The sequence below is a fragment of the Enterococcus sp. AZ050 genome, from assembly GCF_051715085.1.
Lineage (GTDB): Bacteria > Bacillota > Bacilli > Lactobacillales > Enterococcaceae > Enterococcus > Enterococcus faecalis.
In genome coordinates this window covers 60,107-82,607 of sequence record NZ_JBIOTC010000001.1, presented here as the reverse complement: position 1 = coordinate 82,607, position 22,501 = coordinate 60,107, and the positions used below count along the sequence as shown (strand labels likewise).

Here is a 22,501-nt window from a genome sequence, read left to right as displayed (position 1 = left end):
AGAAAAAGCTGTCTGATAAAGAATAATCTGCTTAAAAAATTGTTTCCAAAGCATCTTCTAAACAACGACCCATCTCCTCTGAAGTCGTTACATAATAACAACTGATGACATTTTGATAATGTAATGATTGTTTATAGCCAATTGTTTTTCTCATTTTTTCACCTACTCTTTTGTTGGGATTAAAACATCTACCCAATATTCATCATAAACTAAGGTCATTACCAACAATAATTTATCGTCAAATTCAATCTTTTGTTCCAGCAAGTAATCCGTCATTTCCTCAATATTAGCACCAAGTTCATCATCAAAAGGAATTCTTTTACGAACTAGATGATCATAATGAATATTTTCTACAGTAAAAATCTCGCCACTTTCAACTGGCTCATTCACAGGAATATAAAATTTATACGTTTGTTGTTCTTCACTTAATTCAGTTGGTTTTAGTTCAATCATTGTTGGTCCATTTTTATAAAAACCTTCTTCATAAGTTAATTCTTCTGATTGTAAAATTAAATCCACTAATTGATCTGTTGTTGCTCGTTTTTCAATATACACTAAATTGTTCATTTCCAATGATACTTTTTCAATCATCTTCTTCCCTCTTTTCATTAAATTAATTTCCTAAAATCGATCTATTTTTAAATTTTTCAATACCTACCAATTCCTTTGACTGAATCTTAGAAGGCTGGTTTTAAGCCTCCTTACGTGCTTGGAGTCAAGTAAAGTCTTTGCCCTTTCTCATATATTTATCAATTCCGGCTAGTTTATCAAACTTACTCAACCATTTTCCGGCTTTTTTGATCACTAAAGTACCGTCTGACATTCGTTTAATTCTGGAAGAAATATAGCTATTTTTTGGTTCTCTTGTTCTTCATCATTTCAATGGAATTCCCATATACAGATACATTGCTATCAATATCTGATTGTCTTTTCCAATAGTGTAATACTCTAGGATAATGAAATGTTGCTAAAATAAGTAAACCCGCTATTATTGCTGTAGCTCCAAAAACTCCAAATGATATATTGTCTTTAGCTTCTGATAAAACGATTAAACCAATTCCAAGCAAACTCACTCCGTTCATAATGAACATAGCAACCATATCTCGTAAATTCAAATTATTAATTTTTAACGAAATGAAAACAATCAGCATATATACAAACTCTAAAAAAATAAGCAGAATAAACAATAAACTAATACTTTCAATAAATACTTTTACAGGATTTTCTGCTAAGAAGCTAAAAAATGCTATAGCAAAAAAAGTAAACAATATTGATGAAAAATACATAATTAACGCTAAATATTTTTGTATGTTTTTCTTATCAAATAGTAGATAAACGATTAATGAAAGTACAAATAAGATAACAGCTCCAATAGACTGTATGCTTAAAAAATTTTGATGTGTTTCTTTCTCTTTATCAAATATTTGTATAACTATCAAACTAATAAGCAACAGTAAATAAGCGCTCAACACTTTCTTAGCCGATTGTTTTGTAAAAGGCTTCTTGTTATAGTTTTTATATTTCGTAGGTACATAATTTTTTATCATGAAAACCATCCTCGCGCACTTTTTATTAGAGAGTTGACACCTTTTTTCATTTCCGAAGTAACTCCTAGTTTCTTATCAATTGTATTTGCTGTCCAACCTGCTATTATTCCCACACCAACAACTGCTCCTATTGATGCAGTGGCTGGTAAAAGTGCGGTTGCCGCTCCTATCATCGCCGTTGTCACCGCCACTTTCCCGACATCCACCAATGCTCCGCCAACTTTACTTGCGGTAATTTCTTGCCCTTTCAATCCGTCTTTTCTGGCTTGTTTCTCACTCTTACTGATTCCTTGCACAACCTCCACAGCACCTGCCGCTATGTTTAATCCGGGAATAATTTTTCCTGCACCTTTTGCATTGATTAATGCTTTGGCACCTTTCCCAACACTGTTAATCTCAAAACTTATAGTAGTTACTGCTTTTTATTTTCCTTATTCTTCATCATCTCAATTGAATTTCCATATGCAGATTTGTTTAAATCAATCGATGGTATTTTCTTCCAATATCGTATTACACGAGGAAAATGGAAAATTCCAATATTCATAAGTATAGATATTGTGATAGAAAATCCTATAAAAAACAATGAGCTATTATCCAATATCTTTGCTAAAAGAAGAATTAATAATCCGAAAATGCCAATAAAGTTCATACAATAATTTGCGTATTTATCTCGAATGCTCAGATTATTTTTTTTCAAGGAGATGAAAGTTAAAACAAAATTATAAACAACCTGCAAAAATAGACAACTAAAAACAAGAATAAGCTCCCATATAAATACATTAGTTGTGTTATCTGATAATGATGCTGTAAATGCACACAAAATTATTAAAAATAACATACCTAACGCATAAATAAATACAGCTAAATATTTTTGCAGCTTTTTTATTTTAAATAACATTAAACATACAACATCTAATATTAGTAATTGCATAATTATCTTTAAAAAGTTTAAAATAAACTGATTGGTTTCATCTGTTATGGTTCCCGAAGATCTTCCAGACCACCTACCTAAAAGCCAAAATAAAAGCAAAAATATATATCCACTTCCTGACAGTAAAAATGATTTATTTGTATACTCCTTTAAACTATATTTTTTATAATTCGTTGGAATAAAATTTTTAAAAATACTTTTTATTTGAACCATCCAGACACCCCTTTTACCATTGAATTTATTCCAGATTTTAAAGAATTAGTTACTTTCCATTTCTTATCTGCATAATTAATTGCTCCTGAGACCGCAATTCCAGTTAAAACCACACCCACAACAGGAGCGCCAAAAAATCCTGCTACAGCACCAGCCGCTCCTATCGCCGCCGTTGTCACCGCCACTTTCCCGACATCCACCAATGCACCGCCAACTTTACTTGCGGTAATTTCTTGCCCTTTCAATCCGTCTTTTCTGGCTTGTTTCTCACTCTTGCTTATTCCTTGCACAACCTCCACAGCACCTGCCGCTATGTTTAATCCAGGAATAATTTTTCCTGCACCTTTTGCATTGATTAATGCTTTGGCATCTTTCACAACACCGTTAACGCCAAAAGATAATCCTTTCTTTAACGATTTCCCCATTGATTTTAGAGTTCCCTTTGCGGTCCCCGATGCAGTGATACTTAATGACCGATGACCTTTTGGCACATAATCATCAATATCTGCTAATTGATCTAATTTTTTTAGCCAGCCTTTTGCTCGTCTCATTACCAATTTTCCATTTGGCAGACGTTTGATACGACTAGAAATGTATAATTTTTTCATATGGTTTATATATTTTTTTCCTGAAACAACACCTTTTGCTATCGCATGATTAATTAATTTATCTAGTTCGTCTAACTTTTCTTCTGTTAAATTACCATCCATAGCCATTAAAATTGGATGGTCTTTTTCAAAAGCAAGTCTATCTTTTTCTTCTTCCTGGACTTTTTTATGCGCTTCTTTTATTTCATTTTTAAATGTTTTATCCGTAAATATTTCCAATGATTTGGGATTGCTATAGCTTAATCCTCCGACTTTCGTGATTTGACTAGATTGTTGGGCTAGTTTGTCTTTGACAGTACTGCCTGCTTTGCGTCCATTAAAAGTGTCCATGCCTTTCAGCGTTTCCGTCAAGACTTTCTTAGCCTCTTCCATTTTTTTATTAAATTGATTGGATGGTGCGGAAATAGGGACGATATGTGCCACAGAACTGTAGATGTTACTAATTTTCTTATCTAATTTTGCAAAATTTGATAACGGCGTTGAAAATTTTCCTTTTGCTTCATTTAAGGCATTTGTATCAATGATGGCTGATTCACTTAATTTTGGAAGAAATGTTTCTATTTTTTTGTTTTCTTGTTCTTCATCATTTCAATGGAATTGCCATATATAGAGGCATTTTCATTCTTTGGTTCTTTTTTCCAGTATCTAAGAACTCTTGGAAAGTGAAAGGTCGCAAGTATTTGTAGCGTTGCAATTAGAAACACCATGCCTGTATATGCATAAGTAAAATTATTAATCACTTTACTCACAAAGAAAAATATAATCCCTGCTATTGATAGGCTATTCATAAAGTAGTTTGCATATTTATCTCGTATTTTAAAATGTGAAGTTTTCACTGATTTCCATACTAAGACTGTATTTATAAGAACGCCAATAATCCATAGTAAGTTACTTCCAACCATCCCTAATTTTAAATCAGAAACTGGATTATCTGTCATTGATGCACCTATTGCCATAATTATATAGAACATTAAGATACAAGTAATATACGGAATTATAATTACAAATTTTTGTAGTCTCTCCTTTCTAAACAAAACCAAACCTACAAGATTAGCACATATAGTTCCATAGGATAAATATATGAGTTTATCATTCAAGCTAGTATTTAGTGTTTCTTTCATATCAAGTGAAATAGAGAAAAGAAATAAAATTCCTAATATAAAGACAAATGCACCTATAATGCTAAGGAAGGACTTACTGGTAAAGGATTTTCTTGATACCTTTTTGTAAGTACTCGGGATAAAATTTTTCAACATTTCTTTTATTTGAACCATGCAGATACTCCTTTTACCATTGAATTAATAGCTTTCTTAGCCATATTTGTAGCACCTGTTCTTTTATTTATCTCTTCTAATCCAGCAGAAATAGCAATTCCACCTAGAACTACAGCCCATACTGGGCCACCTGCCACCGCAATTGCACTTCCTACTGTTCCAATAACCGCCGTTGTCACCGCCACTTTCCCGACATCCACCAATGCACCACCCACTTTACTTGCGGTAATTTCTTGCCCTTTCAATCCGTCTTTTCTGGCTTGTTTCTCACTCTTACTTATTCCTTGAACGACATCTACAGCTCCTAAGGCTATATTTAACCCTGGTACAATTTTTCCTGCACCTTTTGCATTGACTAATGCTTTGGCATCTTTCACAACACCATTAATCCCAAAACTTACGCTTTTTTTCAACGCACCACCAGCACTCTTTAAAGTTCCTTTACCAATACCTTTAACTGATTCTTTAAAGGCTTGTTTTGATCCTTTTAATACAACATTTTTATCCACTAACTTCAATTTATCCAGTAATGAATCACCTAAATCAGTAAATTGTTTTAAGCCTCCTGAGGTGCTTAGTCGAGTAAAGTCTTTGCCTTTTCTCATATATTTATCAATTCCGGTTAGTTTATCAAACTTACTCAACCATTTCCCGGCTTTTTTGATGACGAAAGTGCCGTCTGACATTCGTTTAATTCTGGAAGAAATGTATAAGTTTTTAACATGCTTTGTCCACCGCTTCCCTTCTTTTATAGAACCTGCCAACGAACTATTTATCAATTTATCCAATTCCTGCAAATCTGCTTCGGTTAGATTCTCGTTCATGGCTGCTATGAGTGGATGTTCTTTTTTAAAATCAAGTTTTTCTTCTTTTTTTACAGTTTTATGCGCTTCTTTTATTTCATTAAATATTGCCAGTGATTTTGGATTGGTATAGCTTAATCCTCCGACGTTCGTGATTTGACTAGATTGTTGGGCTAGTTTGTCTTTGACAGTACTGCCTGCTTTGCGTCCATTAAAAGTGTCCATGCCTTTCAGCGTTTCCGTCAAGACTTTTTTAGCCTCTTCCATTTTTTTATTAAATTGATTGGATGGTGCGGAAATAGGGACGATATGTGCCACAGAACTGTAGATGTTACTAATTTTCTTATCTAATTTCGCAAAATTTGATAACGGCGTTGAAAATTTTCCTTTCGCTTCGTTTAAGACATCTGTATCGATGATGGCTGATTCACTTAATTCTGGAAGAAATGTTTCTATTTTTTTGTTTTCTTGTTCTTCATCATTTCAATGGAATTACCATATACAGAGTCATTTTTATTATTTTCTGGTTCTTTTTTCCAATACTTCAAAATTCTTGGAAAGTGAAATGTTGCTAGAAATAAAATCATTACTCCCAAGAAAATAAAACCTAAAATACCTAATTCTAATTTATTCAGAATTTCGGATAATATAATACATATTCCCCCTAAAATACTTACTCCATTTAACAAAAACTGTGCTGTAGCATCTCTTAAATTCATAGTTTCTGTTTTAGTAGAATATAAAATGATTATTAGATAAATTGTTTCTACTATTATCCATATACCAATCAAAAGAAGAGATGAAAAAGTAAATACTTTTATTGATTGTGAGACCAATAAAGATATATAAGCTAACATTAAAAATATTGCCAAAATAGCTGACAAATATAGACCCATTGAAAAATATTTTCTATACTTTTTAAATTTCTCACTTAAATAATAGTTAGCAATATTTTGAAGTAGGAATATGAAAATACATATCGTTTGAACATTTAAAAAAATTAGTTGACCACCTTGCTTTTCTCCAAAAGTTTGAGTAAAGATAACTCCAGTCAATAGAACGATATAAAGAAGTATTCCATTTTTATAGGAATTTTTAGTGATACTTTTTTCAGCATATTTTTTGTGTTGATTAGGTATATATTTTGACATTATGTTCATCTTTTGAACCATCCAGACACTCCTTTTATCATTGAATTAATTGCCCCTTTAGCTTTTTCCGTAAATTTATTATCTTTATCTACTTTATTTACAAGCCAACCAACTCCCATCCCTGCTACTACAACTCCCCATACAGGTGTTCCAACTATAGCCAAAGCTGCCCCAGCCGCTCCTATCGCCGCCGTGGTCACCGCTACTTTCCCGACATCCACCAATGCACCACCCACTTTACTTGCGGTAATTTCTTGCCCTTTCAATCCGTCTTTTCTGGCTTGTTTCTCACTCTTACTGATTCCTTGAACGACATCTACAGCTCCTAAAGCTATGTTCAACCCTGGCACAATTTTTCCTGCACCTTTTGCATTGACTAATGCTTTGGCATCTTTCACAACACCATTAATCCCAAAACTTACGCTTTTTTTCAACGCACCACCAGCACTCTTTAAAGTTCCTTTACCAATACCTTTAACTGATTCTTTAAAGGCTTGTTTTGATCCTTTTAATACAACATTTTTATCCACTAACTTCAATTTATCTAGTAATGAATCACCTAAATCAGTAAACTGTTTTAAGCCTCCTGAGGTGCTTAGTCGAGTAAAGTCTTTGCCTTTTCTCATATATTTATCAATTCCGGTTAGTTTATCAAACTTACTCAACCATTTCCCGGCTTTTTTGATGACTAAAGTACCGTCTGACATTCGTTTAATTCTGGAAGAAATGTATAATTTTTTCATATGGTTTATATATTTTTTTCCTGAAACAACACCTTTTGCTATCGCATGATTAATTAATTTATCTAGTTCGTCTAACTTTTCTTCTGTTAAATTGCCATCCATAGCCATTAAAATTGGATGGTCTTTTTCAAAAGCAAGTCTATCTTTTTCTTCTTCCTGGACTTTTTTATGCGCTTCTTTTATTTCATTTTTAAATGTTTTATCCGTAAATATTTCCAATGATTTGGGATTGCTATAGCTTAATCCTCCGACTTTCGTGATTTGACTAGATTGTTGGGCTAGTTTGTCTTTGACAGTACTGCCTGCTTTGTATTCGTTAAAGGTATCCATGCCTTTCAGTGTTTTCGTCAAGACTTTCTTAGCCTCTTCCATTTTTTTATTAAATTGACTGGATGGTGCGGAAATAGGGACGATATGTGCCACAGAACTGTAGATGTTACTAATTTTCTTATCTAATTTCGCAAAATTTGATAACGGCGTTGAAAATTTTCCTTCCGCTTCGTTTAAGGCATCTGTATCAATGATGGCTGATTCACTATTTTCCTTCACACTAGCTTTAAAATCACTAATTGTTTTTTCCATTTCTTGTGCTATTGTATGTAAAAGATCATAATAATTGGTTAGCATCGGTAGTTGGTAATTACCAATTTCACCATTAATAGCTGTTTTGACTTTTCCAGATAAAGCATCACTTCCTTGGACTGTTTTCCAATCGCTTTTGGCACGATTGATTTCTGCTTGTAGTTTATTTCTGGAAGAAGTAATTTTGTTTTTAGCTTCCATTACTTCACGTATATTAATTTTCATTTGCCCACCTCCTCATTAGACATACGTACACGAATATTTTTCATCTTGCACCAATTGTTTTCTCAAAACTTCAAAAGTAAACTTTTCCTCGTACGCATTAGTAGGCCATTCTGAAATAACTCGTTTTACCATGACCGAGTTAAAATAAATTGGCTCCACCTCTGCTTGTAATCCAAATGGCCATAAAGTTCCTACGTAATCAATCATCATTTGCGTTTCTGGAATGGTTAATTTTCTCCCTTGAACAGAAACAAATAAACCTAATACATCTGTAGTAAAAAGCACTTTAACATCTTCGGTTAATAATTCTTCATCTAATTCGACAATGGTTCCAATTGGATAGATTTCTGTAAAAATTGTATCAACGAAACCCATAAATCGTTTAAATTGTGGCACGGTCAATACAACTTGTTTTTTTAACCAAGCAAAAGTGACTCTTTCCTCTTCATAATCAAAACTAATATGAATAATCGCGCCAATTCTTGGTTTATGTTCATAACTTGTGGTTTGATTGAGGAAACTTTGATAAATATTTTGAGCTAATTGGGGTTGACCGCCCAAAATTAAACCGAGTTCGTTTATGGTGTCCTTTGTTATTTCTCCAGTCAGGTTACTACTTTCTATAGTAGCCACCCACAACTCCTTTTGTTGTTGATTCATTTTTCTTCACTCCTTATTGACTAATTTTCATAGTAGCAGCTCCCGCTTTATCATCATTGGCTTTATTTTTTCCGGCAGCAATCATTTTATTGGTGCTTCCTTTTGCAAATTCTTTGTAACTTTCTAGAGAAGAATTGATTTGCTCTATCATTGTTTTGAATTCTGTAAAAGGTCGCGCATTTGTTTGAGAAAAAGATACAGTTTTCATTTTGCCAATTCCTGAAATTGTGCTGTTTGCTTTATTGACAGATTGCATCCATTCCGATAAATTTACACCGCTTTTCATTATTTTTTTCACTCCTTTATTAAGAATCCAAACTCATTGCTATTGATAATAGTGCCGAAATTTGTGAATTTAATGAACTGATTGTCATGGCTTCACGTTGCGCTTCTTCTTGTAAGTTAGACAATTTCCGTTGAAACGTTTGTAAATTTTCTTGATTTTTTGTGGCATATTTTGATAAATCACTATCTACTTTTCTAACTTTTTCATTATACTTATTCCGTCGTGTGCCTTTAAAATTACTTCCAGAAATACTCTTTAACTGACTAGAAACGGTTGATTTCAATTGATGAATACTAAGAATCTCTCGACTTAATTCACGAATTGCTTTTTCTAATTCTCGAATTTTCTGATCAATTTGATTTTTGTTGGCTTGTGCCATGTTGACCTGACTACTTAAATGACTGGCTTCAGCACGCTTTCCGGCTGCCAGTGCTCTTTTTTGCGCTTTTATTGCTTCATCACTCATGAGGTTCCTCCTTTATCGAATCCCTAAAATCGTTGAAATCACTTGAGCCAATACACCACTAGCAGTATTTAAAAATAGATTGGACGTAAAAATTTTCCGATTCATTTTAATGATTGTCTCAAATTGTTTTGCGTCTTTTTTTTCAACAGCTTTTAGCGCTTGCCTGTTGACTTGTTTTGTTTCGTCTTCATTTTTCAATGAAGTGATGACTGCTTTAAAATTAGTTTCAAGTACCGGCCAATCATAAACAGGTTGTTCATTTTTTGATGATTCTGGTTGCCAAATGTCGAATGATGAATAGTACTATCTGTGATATCCCCAACAGTAGTTGACGAATGTTCTTCATGATTATTCGAATGTATTGTATTGCCTTGTTGAATCCCTGTGTTTAAGTTGGCCTGGTTGCCATGAATTACATGGTGATTTCCTTGAATAATTTTTTGTTCCGCAATATTGATTTCTGAATACATATTTTTGTGATTGAATGCTGCTTCAACTGCATTACGGACTTTGTTTAAAAATTCAGCATCTTGAAAATAAAGGGAGTAATTATCTCCAGAATTTAGTTGAAAGATTAAATATTCTTTATTACTTTGATGTCTTTGATAAACCATATAGATATACAATCCTGTCAATCCCATAATAATTAAACTAATCCAACGTAATCCTTCAAACCGAATAGTTCCAAAAGCTAAAACAAAAATGCTTATCGCCATCACAGGAATTCTCATCCGCTTAGTTCCAGCATATATTCTGGAAATGTTACTTAATTGTAAAGTTAAATGATCAAATCTTAAAATGTTATCTTTGATAATAAAATGATTTGTTTCAATTTCTTCTTCGCTCTTTTTCATATCAATTAATTTTGACAATTCATTATTCATAATTCCACTCCTTTTTATTCACTTACTAACTTCACCCGCATTGCTGTTCGACCTTCAAAGAAATGAGATTCATCCAATTCCACGGCAGATTCATTATAATCACTTTTCGTTTTAACAAAGCTTTGGTCTGCGAGTCTGGTACCAACCATACCCGCTGGGATATTAGCACGTAATAATTTATCGGCATCATTAAAACTGTTTTCCAATAATTTTTGATTGGTTTGGAAAATAAAATACATCGCGACTTGGCTACCTTTTTTCAGTAGGATATTTAGGTTTTCAGCACTAATAAAGGATTTTTCGACAAATTGTTGCGCTTCGGGAATATAAATCAACATCGGTTCATACTCACTAATCATTTGTCGTTGTTCAATTTCCTGTAGTAATTCATTGACAAAGCTTCCATATTCAGTTCCTGCGATCACTGTATCAAAGCTATCTGCATAACCGCCAAAACGGTCACTATGGTTAAAGATAATCCGTTCGGCACGCCCTCTAAAATGCTTCATGTCTTCGATAATCACTTTTTCAACAGATTCATTTTGTTGTGGTGTATCATCACCAATCACAAAATAACCATGTTCCGTTGGTTTGAAGCCCACTATGTTAGTCGTTTCTTTATCAAAAGCAATAGGGAACTCCATATTTTCCAGCATTTGTTGAGCGTGTGGATGATTGTATAGATTCGCCATAGCGATTGTTTTCGGTAACATTGGAATTGGTAGTGGTCGTTCACCGCCCCATTTTTGGTTCATCTTTTCAATTTCTTGTTCTAAACGGTTTAAACGAGCGATATCATTTTCCCCTTCTGTTGGTAGATAGATTTGAATTTCTTGCGGCTGTTCCAATTTCACTTGTGCACGTCCCATAATTTCTTGTGGAATCAAAGCTTCTCGTCCAACAACATCACGAATCGCATCTTCTTCTACTAAATACAAACCGATATGTGTTGGGATATTACTTGTCATACTCATTTTAAAGCTATTTGTTCTTAAGACCGTAATAATGGTATACAAGCCAACACTTGCTCCTTCTCGTAGCAATTGATTTAAAACAGATTCAATTGGATCTTCTAATGGGCTTTCTTTGACTGCATCAAACCCATCTACAATCGTAACAATCACTGGTAATTTCTGTCCTGATTTTTCTTCGTATTGATTTAAACTAGCAACACCGTATTCAGTAAAGGCCTCTTTACGCTCTTGAATTTCTTTACGAATTCGTTTTAAAAATTTAACTAATTTTTCCTCTTCTTCCAAACGGACTAAATCAGCAACGTGTGGTAATTTTTTCAATGGTAACAACCCATTTGTACCAAAATCAAACAAATTAAATTGAACTTGTTCTGGTGTATTTTTACGAGCAAAGTTCATTACTAGGGTTTGCAAAGCTGTTGATTTACCAAACCCCGGTGAACCATATAAGGCAGTATGATTTAATTCGTGCAAATCGAAATTGAAATTGACTTGTTCTTGTTTTGCTGGAATATCCATAAAACCAAAAGGAACAGAAAGTTCTCGTTGTTCTTGCCATTGCGTTTTAAAAAGTGGTGAAACAATTTCTGTTGCTAATGGAGGTAACCAAGGTTTCTCTGGTAAAGTTGCTTGACTTTCTTCCGCATGCTTGGCAATTTCTTCAACAATTGCGTCTAATTGTGTTAACTCTTCCTCCGTTTTAATAGAAACCTCTTCTTCTTCGGAAAGGTCGGTAGTTAATAATTCGTATTGTCCTAATTGATTAATTGACCAAATCCTTTCATCCACTTTTTCTTCTTTGGTAGCGAATGGATCATAGTTAGCACCACTCCAAGCAGATTGGAATAATTCGTAAATTTCATTATTCCCTACTTGCAAATAAGCACGACCCGGTTGAGTAATACTAGCAGCATCTGGGGTTTTAATAATCTCATTGGAATCATTGGCGTCAGCAACTTTTAAGGCCAGCTTAAACCGTGAGTTTGACCAGATTTGGTCATCCACTACGCCGCTTGGTTTTTGTGTCGCTAAAATTAAATGTACACCTAACGAACGACCAATCCGAGCAGTAGAGACAAGTTCTGCCATAAAATCTGGTTCATTGGCTTTTAATTCAGCAAATTCATCGCTGATTAAAAATAAATGGGGTAAGGGCTCACTTGGATAGTTTTTCTTTTCTTCTGGGTCAGTAATTTCTTTTCCTTGTTTATATAATTTCGTATAACCATTGATGTGGTTAACCCCGTATTCTCCAAATTTTCGTTGCCGTTTTTGTAGTTCTGCACGAATACTTTGTAATGCTCTAGCTGAACTAGCTCCATCTAAGTTAGTAATCGAACCCAACAAATGAGGTAATTTTGCAAATAAGTTAGCCATTCCGCCTCCTTTAAAATCAATAGGTAAAAAACCTACATCTTCTGGAGCAAAATTAACAGATAATGACAACATATAACTTTGAACGATTTCAGACTTACCAGAGCCAGTCGTTCCTGCGACAAGTCCATGCGGTCCATGGGCACGTTCATGTAAGTTCAAGTAAACAATGTCATCTTTGCCACGAACGCCAAGAGGAACTGCTAAAGACTTAGAAGTATCGGCTTTTTGCCAAATAGTATATGTTTTAATGCTATATTATGTAGAAAGACCAGAAGTTATATTGCAACTCCAAAATCTCAACTTTTTTTAGAATTGGCATAACTATTCTGGTCTCATTCATAGAAGTTTATCCGGATTACTTTTATTTATTACTGAAAAAATCGTTATGAATATCTTCTGTTAGTTTTCATATATTTTAAATGTTTGCAACTATTATTATTTGTTCCTATACCATTCTTCTTTATCAAAAAAAAACGTTCTACGAAATTCTTCTGAATATTTTTTTATTAATGCACCTTGAATAAATTCATTCCCATCAAAAAAGGTTGTTGGAAGTAAACCTACGCAAAAACCACCGAGTATAACACCAAATCCTCCAACGACACCGTAAAGAAAATTAGTTATGTTATTTATATCAGATAATATAAAGAAAGATTTTGTTATTCTATATACTTGCATACCCACAATAGTAAATATAATCAATCTAGCTGGAAACCGACTAAGTCCTTGTTGCCATTTTTTTACGGGTAATACAAAACCGTACGTATCATTCAATACTTTTTTTGTATCGGTAACAATTATTATTACTACTAACTTATACAGTAAAATATAGTAAAGCACTATCAATAACAGTCTGATATATGTGTTCAACTGTTGAAATTGCGCAAATACGATTATCCCACTATAGCCAAATACGCTAACTTCACTCAATGAAAACAGTATCATTTTATAATTAAATCGATTCAATCCTATACAACGATTTTTTTTAGAAATTTTGAAATATAAATAGCAACTCAAAATGACAATGCCTATAAATATTCCAATAATTGCCATAAAAATTGGATATCCTTGTTTTGATACATCTTTAAAATTGTATGTTGACATTGCAATTAGAAATATAGTAGGAATTATCATCGACCCAAGCAAAATTATTTTTTTTTTGATAGAATAGCTGAGCAACGTATTCTTTTCACCTGATATATTTTCTAAAAGTATGTCGTAGTTTATATTTTTTTTTGCTTGTTCAAAGGTTATTATATTTATCATGTTATTTAAACTTTTCATAAACGCAACTCACTTCCTTTTATAAATTTTGTTATTCATTTGCGGGTTAATATTAGTGCTGCCACTATGAGCAGGCACCCCTATTTTATATTCTTTATCCGTTGGAATCACTTCATATTCTCCATGTTTTTTATATTGTTCATTTAACCATTTTCTTTTATCTTCTGCAGAAGATGACCAACCAAATCCATCTTTATCTCCCCATATTTTGGGAATAGAATTAATAATATCTTTTCCCATACGACCAGTAGTATTCACCGTCCCCAACACAGCTCCAACAGGTCCTCCATATTCTGCTCCTTCTAGCGGCCCCATGTCCCAAGCAAATGAATTAATCCCACCATAAATGGCCTTACTTACATCTCCATATGCTGGACTTTTTGGATTGATGTATTCTTCATAGGCATAAGAAAGTAAGGTTAAACCATCTCCTATATATAATAGTCCTTCTTTCAGTATGGGATATGCTTTTAAAAAATCAGAAACAGCTTTCAATTTTTTAAACTCAGCTAAACCTACTTTGGAACCTGCAATGATTCGTGAACCCAATGAGCTTTTTGACAAAACACCCGTCAAGTGGCTCATTGGTGCTAAAACTTCCCAACCCTTTTCACTTAATTTAAATAATACCCCATATAACTGAGCTTGTTTATCTAGCGGCAACTTTTCTGCTAAAATAGCCAGCTCCGAACTTCTTAAAACCTTCAGCACTTTTTCTTTAGGCCAATCATTCACATTTTCTTGAAAAATAAATATTTCTAATGCTGCCATTTTCAATTTCTCTGGTACTTTATCTGAATCCAATGCAGTAATAATATAGTTAAACAATCGTTTATCTTTTTTTACTTTTTCGATAGCCGCCGCTGGATTCTTCTTAAATAAGTCATTAATCATTTTTGCCATATTTTGTTGATTTTTCTTTGCTTCTTCTAAGCTTTCAATCCCTTGGATTTTTGTAAACCATTCTTTACTGGTTCCTTCTGGCAATGTATAACTACCATCCGCATGAATTGTTGTTCCATTTAACACCATTATGACTTGCATAGCCAGTTTAAATTCAGCTAAACTTTCTTGAAACAGCCCACTTGTTTTGCCATTAAATTCTCTTAGCTTATTCAACTTTTTTTCAATCCGTTGAATATCCTTTTGACAGTCTTGCGCTCTCCTCGCGAAATCTCGCTGCATCCCTCTTATCATTTCTGATAGTAAGGGCTCTGGCAATGCATTGGCAATCATGTTGGCTGTACGTTCAGCGTTCTCCAAAGCTGTCTTTGAACTTTTACATAATGTTAATTGTTCATTTAAGTTGTCTTCTTCCAAATAACCTTCACTAGCAATAAAACTGTCGGCTGAAGAGAACGTATTCAAATCTCTTTGAACATTATCTACTGCACTCGAAACACGTTTGATTGTTGGAATCACTAACTCTGAAAATAACCCTTTCCCTGCGGTATACGCTGCTCCTGCTAGTGTCTGGCCATCGATCGCTGCGATTAACTGCTGGCTACCAGAGTTTAGATTACTGACTGCTGTCCGAGCAATAGAGAGATTTGTTGCTAATGAACTTTTGATAACTTCGCTGTCACTATTTGAATAGATTAATCCCATGGCAATTCATTCCTTTCTTTTTGATATTCAAGACGTTCTTCGTTTAATTGTTCATTTTTTCTGACACATTGTTGATAAAATTCCTGATGAACTTGTTGAAAAGTAGAGGTTTGCTTTTGCTGCTTCTGAAGATAATCTTCTTGTAGCCATCTTGCTTCTTGATTACCATTCTTAGCTAATTCATGATTCAGATTTTCTAACTTACGTATATTTCGCGTTAAATCTCCTTCTAATGTGTCAAATAAGTTTTGAACTTGTCTCTTTACACTAGAAATTGAAGATATTTCTTGCTCTTTTTCAATAATTTTTTGATTGTATTCCGCTCGTAACTGCTCATTATTTTTCATTTTATAATCCTCTTATTTAAATCTTGTCCTGCTATCACGTGCTGCGATGACTGCGGCTAATTTAGGAAACTTACTTGCTTGATTATTTACACATTCCACCATCTTTGATACGTTGGCTACAAGCTGATTACTGACTTGCGCACCTTTTTTCATACCAGAAAGATTACTCTTTCCTAATTGACATTTAGCGCCTCCACTCACCGATACATTACTAATCCCTGAAACCGCCGCTTGTGCGGCTCCTTGATTTGAGGCAATCTTTCCCATCTAGTCCTCTCCTCCTTTTCTAAAATAATAAAATGGGTCTCCATTTGTTTCTATTTCCGTTTTTTCTAGTTCACTACTTTTTTCAACCTCCGGTTCAGAATCTTTTGGAAACGATTCTGCACTCCCGTTCATTTGTGAAAGTAAATTTTCCAAAAACTCTTCATCCGTTTTATCAGAAAAACCTTCAAACAAAACCTCTATAATTTGCTCTACTTCAATTGAAAAGACTTCTTGTGTTGGTATATCCCCAAAAGGATGTGGTGCAACTTTATAACGAGAAACAATTTCTCCGTTACCATTTTTAGCAATCGCTCGAGCAACAATGAAATAATATAATGTATCATTGGTTGTATCTTTTAACTTCAACACACTCCCCAATGGTAAAAAAGGGGTAGTTAAATCTTCACTCATTTGTTCACCTCCATTGGCACAACAATTTTATCTAATACTTCTTCTTTTAAGCGATGTAACACATTTTTAGGGACAGGAAGATTTTGCTGATCATAAGGAACATTTTCAACAAATGATTGATTTTGCAATGTACCTCCGAAAAGAACTTGTTCTGTATTTTCTTTGATTGTCGAAATAAAACTACTGTAAGTAGATGTAAGCTTTGCTGAAGTATCTAATAAAATTAACTGTAGTTTGCCGATAGGACTATTTGTTATATAAGCCAGACTATCAATATCCAATGATAATTTATCGACCAAGTCTGCCAAGCCATTAATAATCACAATTCGTTGTGTCGTTTCATCAATTAACATTGCTTCTAACGCTTCTTTCAATTCCACGTTCTGTTGTACTACTTGTGTTCGTTGAATATAAAGGGATACTTTTTCAGACCATTCTTCTAAGTTCCCCGCTACATCAATCAAGACAACTTCATAATTGACAGTTAATTCACTGATTTGCTGCATAAACCATGGAAAGATTAGCTGGGATTGTTTAGTAGATTCTGGAAAAATACCTAGCGTTTTTCTTTGGAATAAGGGTAACGTTTCTGGTTCAGCACTTAATTTGTTTAATCCCAAATATAACTGATTCAATTCTTTTTCTGGTACAAATTGTTGGAATTGTTCATGTGATAATTTTTCAGGAACCATTGGAATTCTTTCAGGACGAATTCCCACCCAGTCATGATTCATCGTAGCCACTTTGGTTTCTAAATTTTCTAATAATTCTGCACTATTTTCACCCTCTGCTGGCAAGTAAAATTGAATCGCCGTTGGCGTATCCAACATGACTTGCCCACGTCCGCTGATTGCTTGAGCCATTAAAGCATCTCTACCTAACAAGCTACCTATTTCACTTTCATCATTTAAATAAAGAACGACTTTAGTTGCGATATTACTCATCATATTCATCCGAATACTGCCAGAACGGCTCGCAGTAAAAATTAAGTAAACGCCAAGACTAGCACCATCTCTTAAGAGTTGTAAAAGTAGCTCGTCAATCCGGTCTTTCCGTTGATCTTCTAAACTTAAACCATCATAGCTATCTAGCAAATTAATAATAATTGGTAATTTTTGCTGCGTTTTCGCTTCATACTGGATTAGACTAGCTACACCAGTTTCTTTAAATAGCTGCTTTCTTTGCGCTAGTAATTGGCTAACTCGATCCAACATTTTTTGCAATTTTTCGTCTTCTTCTAACGTCACAATGTCTGCCACATGGGGCAAATCTTTCAACGGAAGCAGCCCGTTATTCCCAAAGTCTAATAAATTAAAATGTACTTGTTCAGGGGTATTCTTATGGGCAAGATTGATTGCTATCGTTTGTAAAATCGTCGATTTCCCATATCCTGGACTCGCAAAAATTGCTGTATGGCTGGACTTCTCCAAATCATATTCATAGACTTCTTGAGCTTGCTTTGCAGGAATATCAAGTAAGCCTATTGGTACTTTAAGGCTACGATCATTCGATTTTCCAATATTTGGTGTTGCTATTTTTTCTTCAAGATTAGGTAACCACGGTTTATCTGGAATCGTTAGTGTTGATTGTTCAAAAATTTCACCAATCGTAGTAATAACAGCTTCCAATTGGGTTGGTAAGTCGCTCTTATCTTTTCCTTGAACCACTTCTTCACCTGGATCATAAAGCAATTCAGTTTGGCCTAAATCATTGATCCGATATAGCCGTTCATCCACCACTTCTTCCATCACTTGGTCAGGGTCGTAAGGAACCCCCGCATAACCACTTTGGAACATTTCATAAACTTCATTTTCCCCAACTTTTAAATACCCCCGACCAGGATTGGTAATTTGAGCTGCATCTGGTGTTTTTAATAATTCATTAGAATCTTGGACACTAGCCATTTTCAAAGCAATTTTGCTGGTACTATTGGCTTCAATTTGATCATTTACCACACCACTTGGTTTTTGTGTCGCCAAAATTAAATGAACACCCAATGAACGGCCAATCCGCGCCACCGAAGTTAGCTCATCTAAAAATTCTGGAACATTCGCTTTTAATTCCGCAAATTCATCAGAAACCAAAATTAAATGAGGCAATGGTTTAGTAGGATAGATAATATCAGGTTTCGGTTCGTGTCGTTGTTTGTATAAACTCATATATCCGTTGATATTATTCACACCATATTTGGCGAATTCTCGTTGACGTTTATCCAATTCTGCTTTGATACTGGCTAAGGCTCTAGCTGTTCCGGCTCCGTCTAAATTGGTAATAGCGCCCATAAAATGCGGTAGCTTATCTAATGTATTGGCTATTCCGCCACCTTTCCAATCAATAATCAACATGCCGATATCTTCAGGAGAAAAATTAATCGCTAAGCCAATTAGATAAGTTGTTAAAAATTCTGATTTTCCGGAGCCTGTGGTCCCTCCAACAAGTGCATGAGGCCCATGCAAACGTTCGTGTAAGTCCCAATAGACATAATCTGATTTACCACGCCAGCCAATTAGTGAACGAATTGATTTATTTGGCTGCGCATTCAACCAACGTTGATCGATAGTTAATTCTTCAATCCTTGTTACTTCGTATTGCTCAAGTAAACTCAGACTTTCTGGCACCGCATTCTTCTCCACTTCCACATGCTGCAAATTCGCCAAGCGCTGAATCGCATAAGCAAGCGGATATGCACTCGGTAAATGATTAGGAACGAAGTTTTGGTTCACATATTTATTATTTTGATTAATTAAAGTCGCCGCTTCACTACTTTGATACTCAATCAGTGTAGTTGTCGTTTCTGGTAACATATTTAAAGCATCTTTTCCCCAAATAACTGTCACACCATATTGACTCATATCTTCAGCTAAAAATTCATTTAAGCCATGCCCTGACAACCAGCTTTCTTCTAAAATCGACAGAATGTACTGTGGTTGAAAGTGAACTTTTTCATTGCCGGCTTCGCGCACTTGTTGACGACGTTTCGTAATCATTTGATAGAAAGAATTTAAAACCATATCCCTTGTTTGAGGATCATGAACAATCCCACGCAAATTCAGGCTGCGGATTTTGACGTGTGGCAACCAACGCCAAGAATGCCAATCTTTCTGATAATCTTCCTCTGGTACTAAAGTAACAAACTCTACGTCACGATAGGAATGTAAAACAGACACTTGAAATAACAACGTTTGAATGGCTGTCCTTAAAACAGCAGGTGTTCCCGCCAATCCTAAGGTTTGTCCCATTAGTGGTACAACAATCGGCGCCTTTTCTAATTGTTTATATGGCCATACTAATTGTTCTTCAGCTTCTTGACTTAGTGAATCATCTTCCGTTGACTGATAATTTGTCGTAAAACTTGAAGAAATTTCACCAACCCCTAAGCGAACTGTCAAAAAATCTTCATTAGTCATCATGCGTTCATATATTCGCGCATGATACTCTTTTGTCATTAAGGCTAATTCGTTCATGGCAGGATTCATATATTCCAAGGCCTCTTTTTGTTCTTGTTGCAGTATACTTAAATGAGCTTTCTCTTGTATTAAATATTGTTCGTAGCTATTTGTCCGTTCGATATTCTTTTGCTTTGTTTCTTTTTTATTGGTGAAATAACTAGAGACTGAAAAACCAGCCGTCAATAAACTCGCTCCGCCCATACTAAGCATCATAATTGGATTGCCCCCACTTAAAAAGCTTGTTGCGCCACTCAAAACGACCATTCCTAAAGGTGGGACAATCGTCCGTAACAGTTCATTTTTCCCTTCTGTTTGCTTGGCTTTTGGGGCAGCAATTTCTATTTCTTTTTTTGGCTCCTTCAAGTGAATCCGTGGACTTCGTCGAAATGACGGGAAATCGACAGGATATTCTGGAATAACCTCCTCTTCGACAATTTGCCAAGGATTCAGGGAATATGTAGCTCCTAGACTTGTTAACTTTAATTGTTTTTCCCGAACTTCAATGATTAAGCCATTGACAACTAATTGATCACCGACTGCAAAAGCATAGCTTCCTTTTTCAACTAAATAATGATTGTAGTAAATCGTATCTTCTCCGGGATAAATCGTTGCTGTATATTCCCCAGTTTCTGGTGCTAGTGTAATATTGATGATGGCATCTGTTTCTAATGAAATCGCAGCATTTTTGGCAGAGGCAATTAAAAAATCTTTCTGCGGTTTATTGGTGGTGACAGTAATTAATTCTTCGTGGGGAAAAACAGAAAAATTTTCAGCAGAATCAAAGGTTTCACCATTACAGAATAATTCTTCATTTTCGTAAAAAAATAATTGTTGATTGATTGAAACACTTGGGTTTTTAGCCGTAATTTGACGGTGAAGAAGTTGGGGACCAAAATAAAAAATGTCAAAATAAATCATGCTAGATGTATGAATTTGATCATTCACAGAGACCAATTTTTTACTGATTTTCGTTGTCATCCGTTTTTCCTCCCAAGATTTTCATGTATTTATCAATTGCTTCTTCATATTTTGTTAACAATGCTTGTTTTTTCTCGCCGTTCATTTTGTTATTGGCTTTGGTTGCATCATATAATTTTGTATAGGCATGTAATATATATTGGTTATCACCTAAATTTTGGGCAATATCTAATGATTTTTCAAAGTCTCCTTTGCCAATATAAATCCAATAAAGTAAGGTATTTTCACTAGATTTTTGAGATAAATTATTTAAAATTGCTGTTTTTTGTTCATTTGATAAATTATCTAGTTGGACAGAACTAACAGCAGCAACATACTTAGCTCCTATCGGTAATTCTTCTGGTGTATCTTCTTTTAATGTTTTCGTAACACTTGCATAGTCATTAGAAATATACTGCGCTTCTGCCAAACTCACTCGCTCTTGGGCTGGTAATTTTTTTAAGACATAAATCCCTGTTGTAGTTGCAAAAAGTAGCGTTAAAGCCAATAACACTAAGCTGGCCCATTTAAAGGTTAAATAACTTTTTTTACTCACTAATTTGGTTTCTGCTTCACGCTTGGCTTTTTGACGAATGACTTGTTCACCAATGATTTGCTCAATTTCATTGATTGTTTTCGCCTCTTGTAATTGTTTAGATAGCGTATCTTTTAGGGTGCCATTCCCTTGAATCAATTGTTCATACTCATACTTTGGATGTAAGATTGCTAAAATCAGCGCTCGATATTGTTTAAAAAATTCTCTTTCATCTGCTGAATAAGGCACAATGACCTGCATAAAACCACGATGAGCAATTAATAATTCTTCTCCCAAGATATAGATGTTTTCTGGATGAATAAAGGGTTGGACCGGCGTACCTAAGAAATCAACCAAATAATGAACTCTTTGCGCTAACAATAATCGCTCATATTGATCCATTTTTTTTATCGCTTGTAAAATGGATTGCATATATTGATCCTTATGGTATTGAATCACTAACGCTTCTTCCGTTGCTTGTATTATTTTTCCCGATAAAAATCCACGACTTGATTTTAAAAATTGTTGAAACTGTTCTAGTCTTTCTAACTGATATTGATTTGCTTGTAATGTCACTTGAACATATTCTTTTGTTGCTTCTAACGTGATTGTCTCTGAAATATCCTTTAACTCGCTCATCCATGTGTCTCCTTTATAATTTCTTTTACTACTAGTTGGTCGCCATTCCCTAATGGATAATCTGCAATTAATTGATTGTCAGCTAAATGAATTGGTTTATTCAAAACAACCAATTCAAATGATGCTGGCAAACGGTTTGGCAACAGCTCAAACGATTCGAGTAACAATTCTTTTAAACGTGCAACTGATACCTGATTAGGGATTTGCAAATCAATAATTTGATTCGACACATGTAAGCCGATACCAATCGATGTTCTTTTGTTCATGTTTCTTTCACTCC

General features: G+C 34.5%; 21 protein-coding genes and 3 pseudogenes. All 24 read right to left on the bottom strand.

Annotated features, from left to right (window positions below; genetic code table 11):
* Window positions 1-31: 31 nt before the first annotated feature.
* The 24 genes and pseudogenes from IGJ04_RS00420 to IGJ04_RS00305 all read right to left on the bottom strand — a co-directional run bounded on the left by IGJ04_RS00420 (window position 32) and on the right by IGJ04_RS00305 (window position 22,487).
* On the bottom strand, window positions 32-154 hold the full coding sequence (locus tag IGJ04_RS00420; RefSeq protein ID WP_438839773.1) for a hypothetical protein: 123 nt from the start codon (window positions 152-154) through the stop codon (window positions 32-34).
* 8 nt (window positions 155-162) lie between these two features.
* Window positions 163-609 carry a hypothetical protein gene (locus tag IGJ04_RS00415; RefSeq protein ID WP_025189366.1) on the bottom strand — a complete coding sequence of 149 codons (447 nt, stop codon included), beginning with the start codon at window positions 607-609 and terminating at the stop codon, window positions 163-165.
* A gap of 239 nt (window positions 610-848) precedes the next feature.
* Window positions 849-1,547, bottom strand: a complete 699-nt coding sequence (locus IGJ04_RS00410; RefSeq protein ID WP_002413337.1) for a hypothetical protein — start codon at window positions 1,545-1,547, stop codon at window positions 849-851.
* Window positions 1,544-1,954 (bottom strand): annotated as a pseudogene (locus IGJ04_RS00405) (T7SS effector LXG polymorphic toxin); the annotation flags it as partial. The gene IGJ04_RS00410 and the pseudogene IGJ04_RS00405, both read right to left, overlap by 4 nt.
* A 5-nt stretch (window positions 1,955-1,959) precedes the next feature.
* Window positions 1,960-2,691 (bottom strand): hypothetical protein, encoded by a 732-nt coding sequence (locus IGJ04_RS00400; RefSeq protein WP_081115628.1) that lies wholly within the window; start codon window positions 2,689-2,691, stop codon window positions 1,960-1,962.
* On the bottom strand, window positions 2,679-3,860 hold the full coding sequence (locus IGJ04_RS00395) for a hypothetical protein (protein WP_438840335.1): 1,182 nt from the start codon (window positions 3,858-3,860) through the stop codon (window positions 2,679-2,681). The genes IGJ04_RS00400 and IGJ04_RS00395 overlap by 13 nt, the downstream gene beginning before the upstream one ends.
* Window positions 3,857-4,573: a hypothetical protein gene (locus IGJ04_RS00390; protein WP_438839772.1), complete on the bottom strand. Its 717-nt coding sequence runs from the start codon at window positions 4,571-4,573 to the stop codon at window positions 3,857-3,859. Before IGJ04_RS00390 ends, IGJ04_RS00395 begins: the two co-directional genes overlap by 4 nt.
* Window positions 4,561-5,850, bottom strand: a pseudogene (locus tag IGJ04_RS00385) (T7SS effector LXG polymorphic toxin); the annotation flags it as partial. The gene IGJ04_RS00390 and the pseudogene IGJ04_RS00385, both read right to left, overlap by 13 nt.
* On the bottom strand, window positions 5,829-6,548 hold the full coding sequence (locus IGJ04_RS00380) for a hypothetical protein (RefSeq protein WP_002361718.1): 720 nt from the start codon (window positions 6,546-6,548) through the stop codon (window positions 5,829-5,831). The pseudogene IGJ04_RS00385 and the gene IGJ04_RS00380, both read right to left, overlap by 22 nt.
* Window positions 6,533-8,077: a T7SS effector LXG polymorphic toxin gene (locus IGJ04_RS00375; protein ID WP_438839771.1), complete on the bottom strand. Its 1,545-nt coding sequence runs from the start codon at window positions 8,075-8,077 to the stop codon at window positions 6,533-6,535. Before IGJ04_RS00375 ends, IGJ04_RS00380 begins: the two co-directional genes overlap by 16 nt.
* Window positions 8,078-8,092: 15 nt before the next feature.
* Complete coding sequence (locus IGJ04_RS00370; RefSeq protein ID WP_438839770.1) at window positions 8,093-8,737, bottom strand: DUF4176 domain-containing protein; 645 nt, start codon at window positions 8,735-8,737, stop codon at window positions 8,093-8,095.
* 13 nt (window positions 8,738-8,750) lie between these two features.
* Entirely contained in the window at window positions 8,751-9,023 is a 273-nt protein-coding gene (locus IGJ04_RS00365) for a hypothetical protein (RefSeq protein WP_002407019.1), read from the bottom strand.
* A 19-nt stretch (window positions 9,024-9,042) separates the two neighbouring features.
* Window positions 9,043-9,489 (bottom strand): YwqH-like family protein, encoded by a 447-nt coding sequence (locus tag IGJ04_RS00360; protein ID WP_002357790.1) that lies wholly within the window; start codon window positions 9,487-9,489, stop codon window positions 9,043-9,045.
* A 12-nt stretch (window positions 9,490-9,501) separates the two neighbouring features.
* Complete coding sequence (locus IGJ04_RS00355) at window positions 9,502-9,687, bottom strand: hypothetical protein (protein WP_438839769.1); 186 nt, start codon at window positions 9,685-9,687, stop codon at window positions 9,502-9,504.
* A complete protein-coding gene (locus IGJ04_RS00350) occupies window positions 9,684-10,373 on the bottom strand; it encodes a DUF6232 family protein (RefSeq protein WP_438839768.1) in 690 nt (229 codons plus the stop codon). The genes IGJ04_RS00355 and IGJ04_RS00350 overlap by 4 nt, the downstream gene beginning before the upstream one ends.
* A 14-nt stretch (window positions 10,374-10,387) precedes the next feature.
* Window positions 10,388-12,955: pseudogene (gene essC, locus IGJ04_RS00345) on the bottom strand (type VII secretion protein EssC); the annotation flags it as partial.
* Between the two features lie 204 nt (window positions 12,956-13,159).
* Window positions 13,160-14,008 carry a hypothetical protein gene (locus IGJ04_RS00340; RefSeq protein WP_368023080.1) on the bottom strand — a complete coding sequence of 283 codons (849 nt, stop codon included), beginning with the start codon at window positions 14,006-14,008 and terminating at the stop codon, window positions 13,160-13,162.
* A gap of 9 nt (window positions 14,009-14,017) precedes the next feature.
* Window positions 14,018-15,616, bottom strand: a complete 1,599-nt coding sequence (locus IGJ04_RS00335) for a hypothetical protein (RefSeq protein ID WP_438839767.1) — start codon at window positions 15,614-15,616, stop codon at window positions 14,018-14,020.
* Window positions 15,607-15,963 (bottom strand): hypothetical protein, encoded by a 357-nt coding sequence (locus tag IGJ04_RS00330; RefSeq protein WP_002394401.1) that lies wholly within the window; start codon window positions 15,961-15,963, stop codon window positions 15,607-15,609. Before IGJ04_RS00330 ends, IGJ04_RS00335 begins: the two co-directional genes overlap by 10 nt.
* 12 nt (window positions 15,964-15,975) lie before the next feature.
* Complete coding sequence (locus tag IGJ04_RS00325; protein WP_002394400.1) at window positions 15,976-16,230, bottom strand: hypothetical protein; 255 nt, start codon at window positions 16,228-16,230, stop codon at window positions 15,976-15,978.
* Window positions 16,231-16,641 (bottom strand): DUF4176 domain-containing protein, encoded by a 411-nt coding sequence (locus IGJ04_RS00320; RefSeq protein WP_010712370.1) that lies wholly within the window; start codon window positions 16,639-16,641, stop codon window positions 16,231-16,233.
* The gene (gene essC / locus IGJ04_RS00315) at window positions 16,638-21,068 is read right to left on the bottom strand and encodes a type VII secretion protein EssC (protein ID WP_438839766.1); all 4,431 of its coding nucleotides are present in this window, start codon (window positions 21,066-21,068) and stop codon (window positions 16,638-16,640) included. The genes IGJ04_RS00320 and essC (IGJ04_RS00315) overlap by 4 nt, the downstream gene beginning before the upstream one ends.
* Window positions 21,049-22,221 (bottom strand): type VII secretion protein EssB, encoded by a 1,173-nt coding sequence (gene essB / locus IGJ04_RS00310; protein ID WP_010712368.1) that lies wholly within the window; start codon window positions 22,219-22,221, stop codon window positions 21,049-21,051. The genes essC (IGJ04_RS00315) and essB overlap by 20 nt, the downstream gene beginning before the upstream one ends.
* Window positions 22,218-22,487, bottom strand: coding sequence for an EsaB/YukD family protein (locus IGJ04_RS00305; RefSeq protein ID WP_010712367.1), 270 nt, complete (start codon window positions 22,485-22,487; stop codon window positions 22,218-22,220). The genes essB and IGJ04_RS00305 overlap by 4 nt, the downstream gene beginning before the upstream one ends.
* Window positions 22,488-22,501 lie beyond the last annotated feature (14 nt).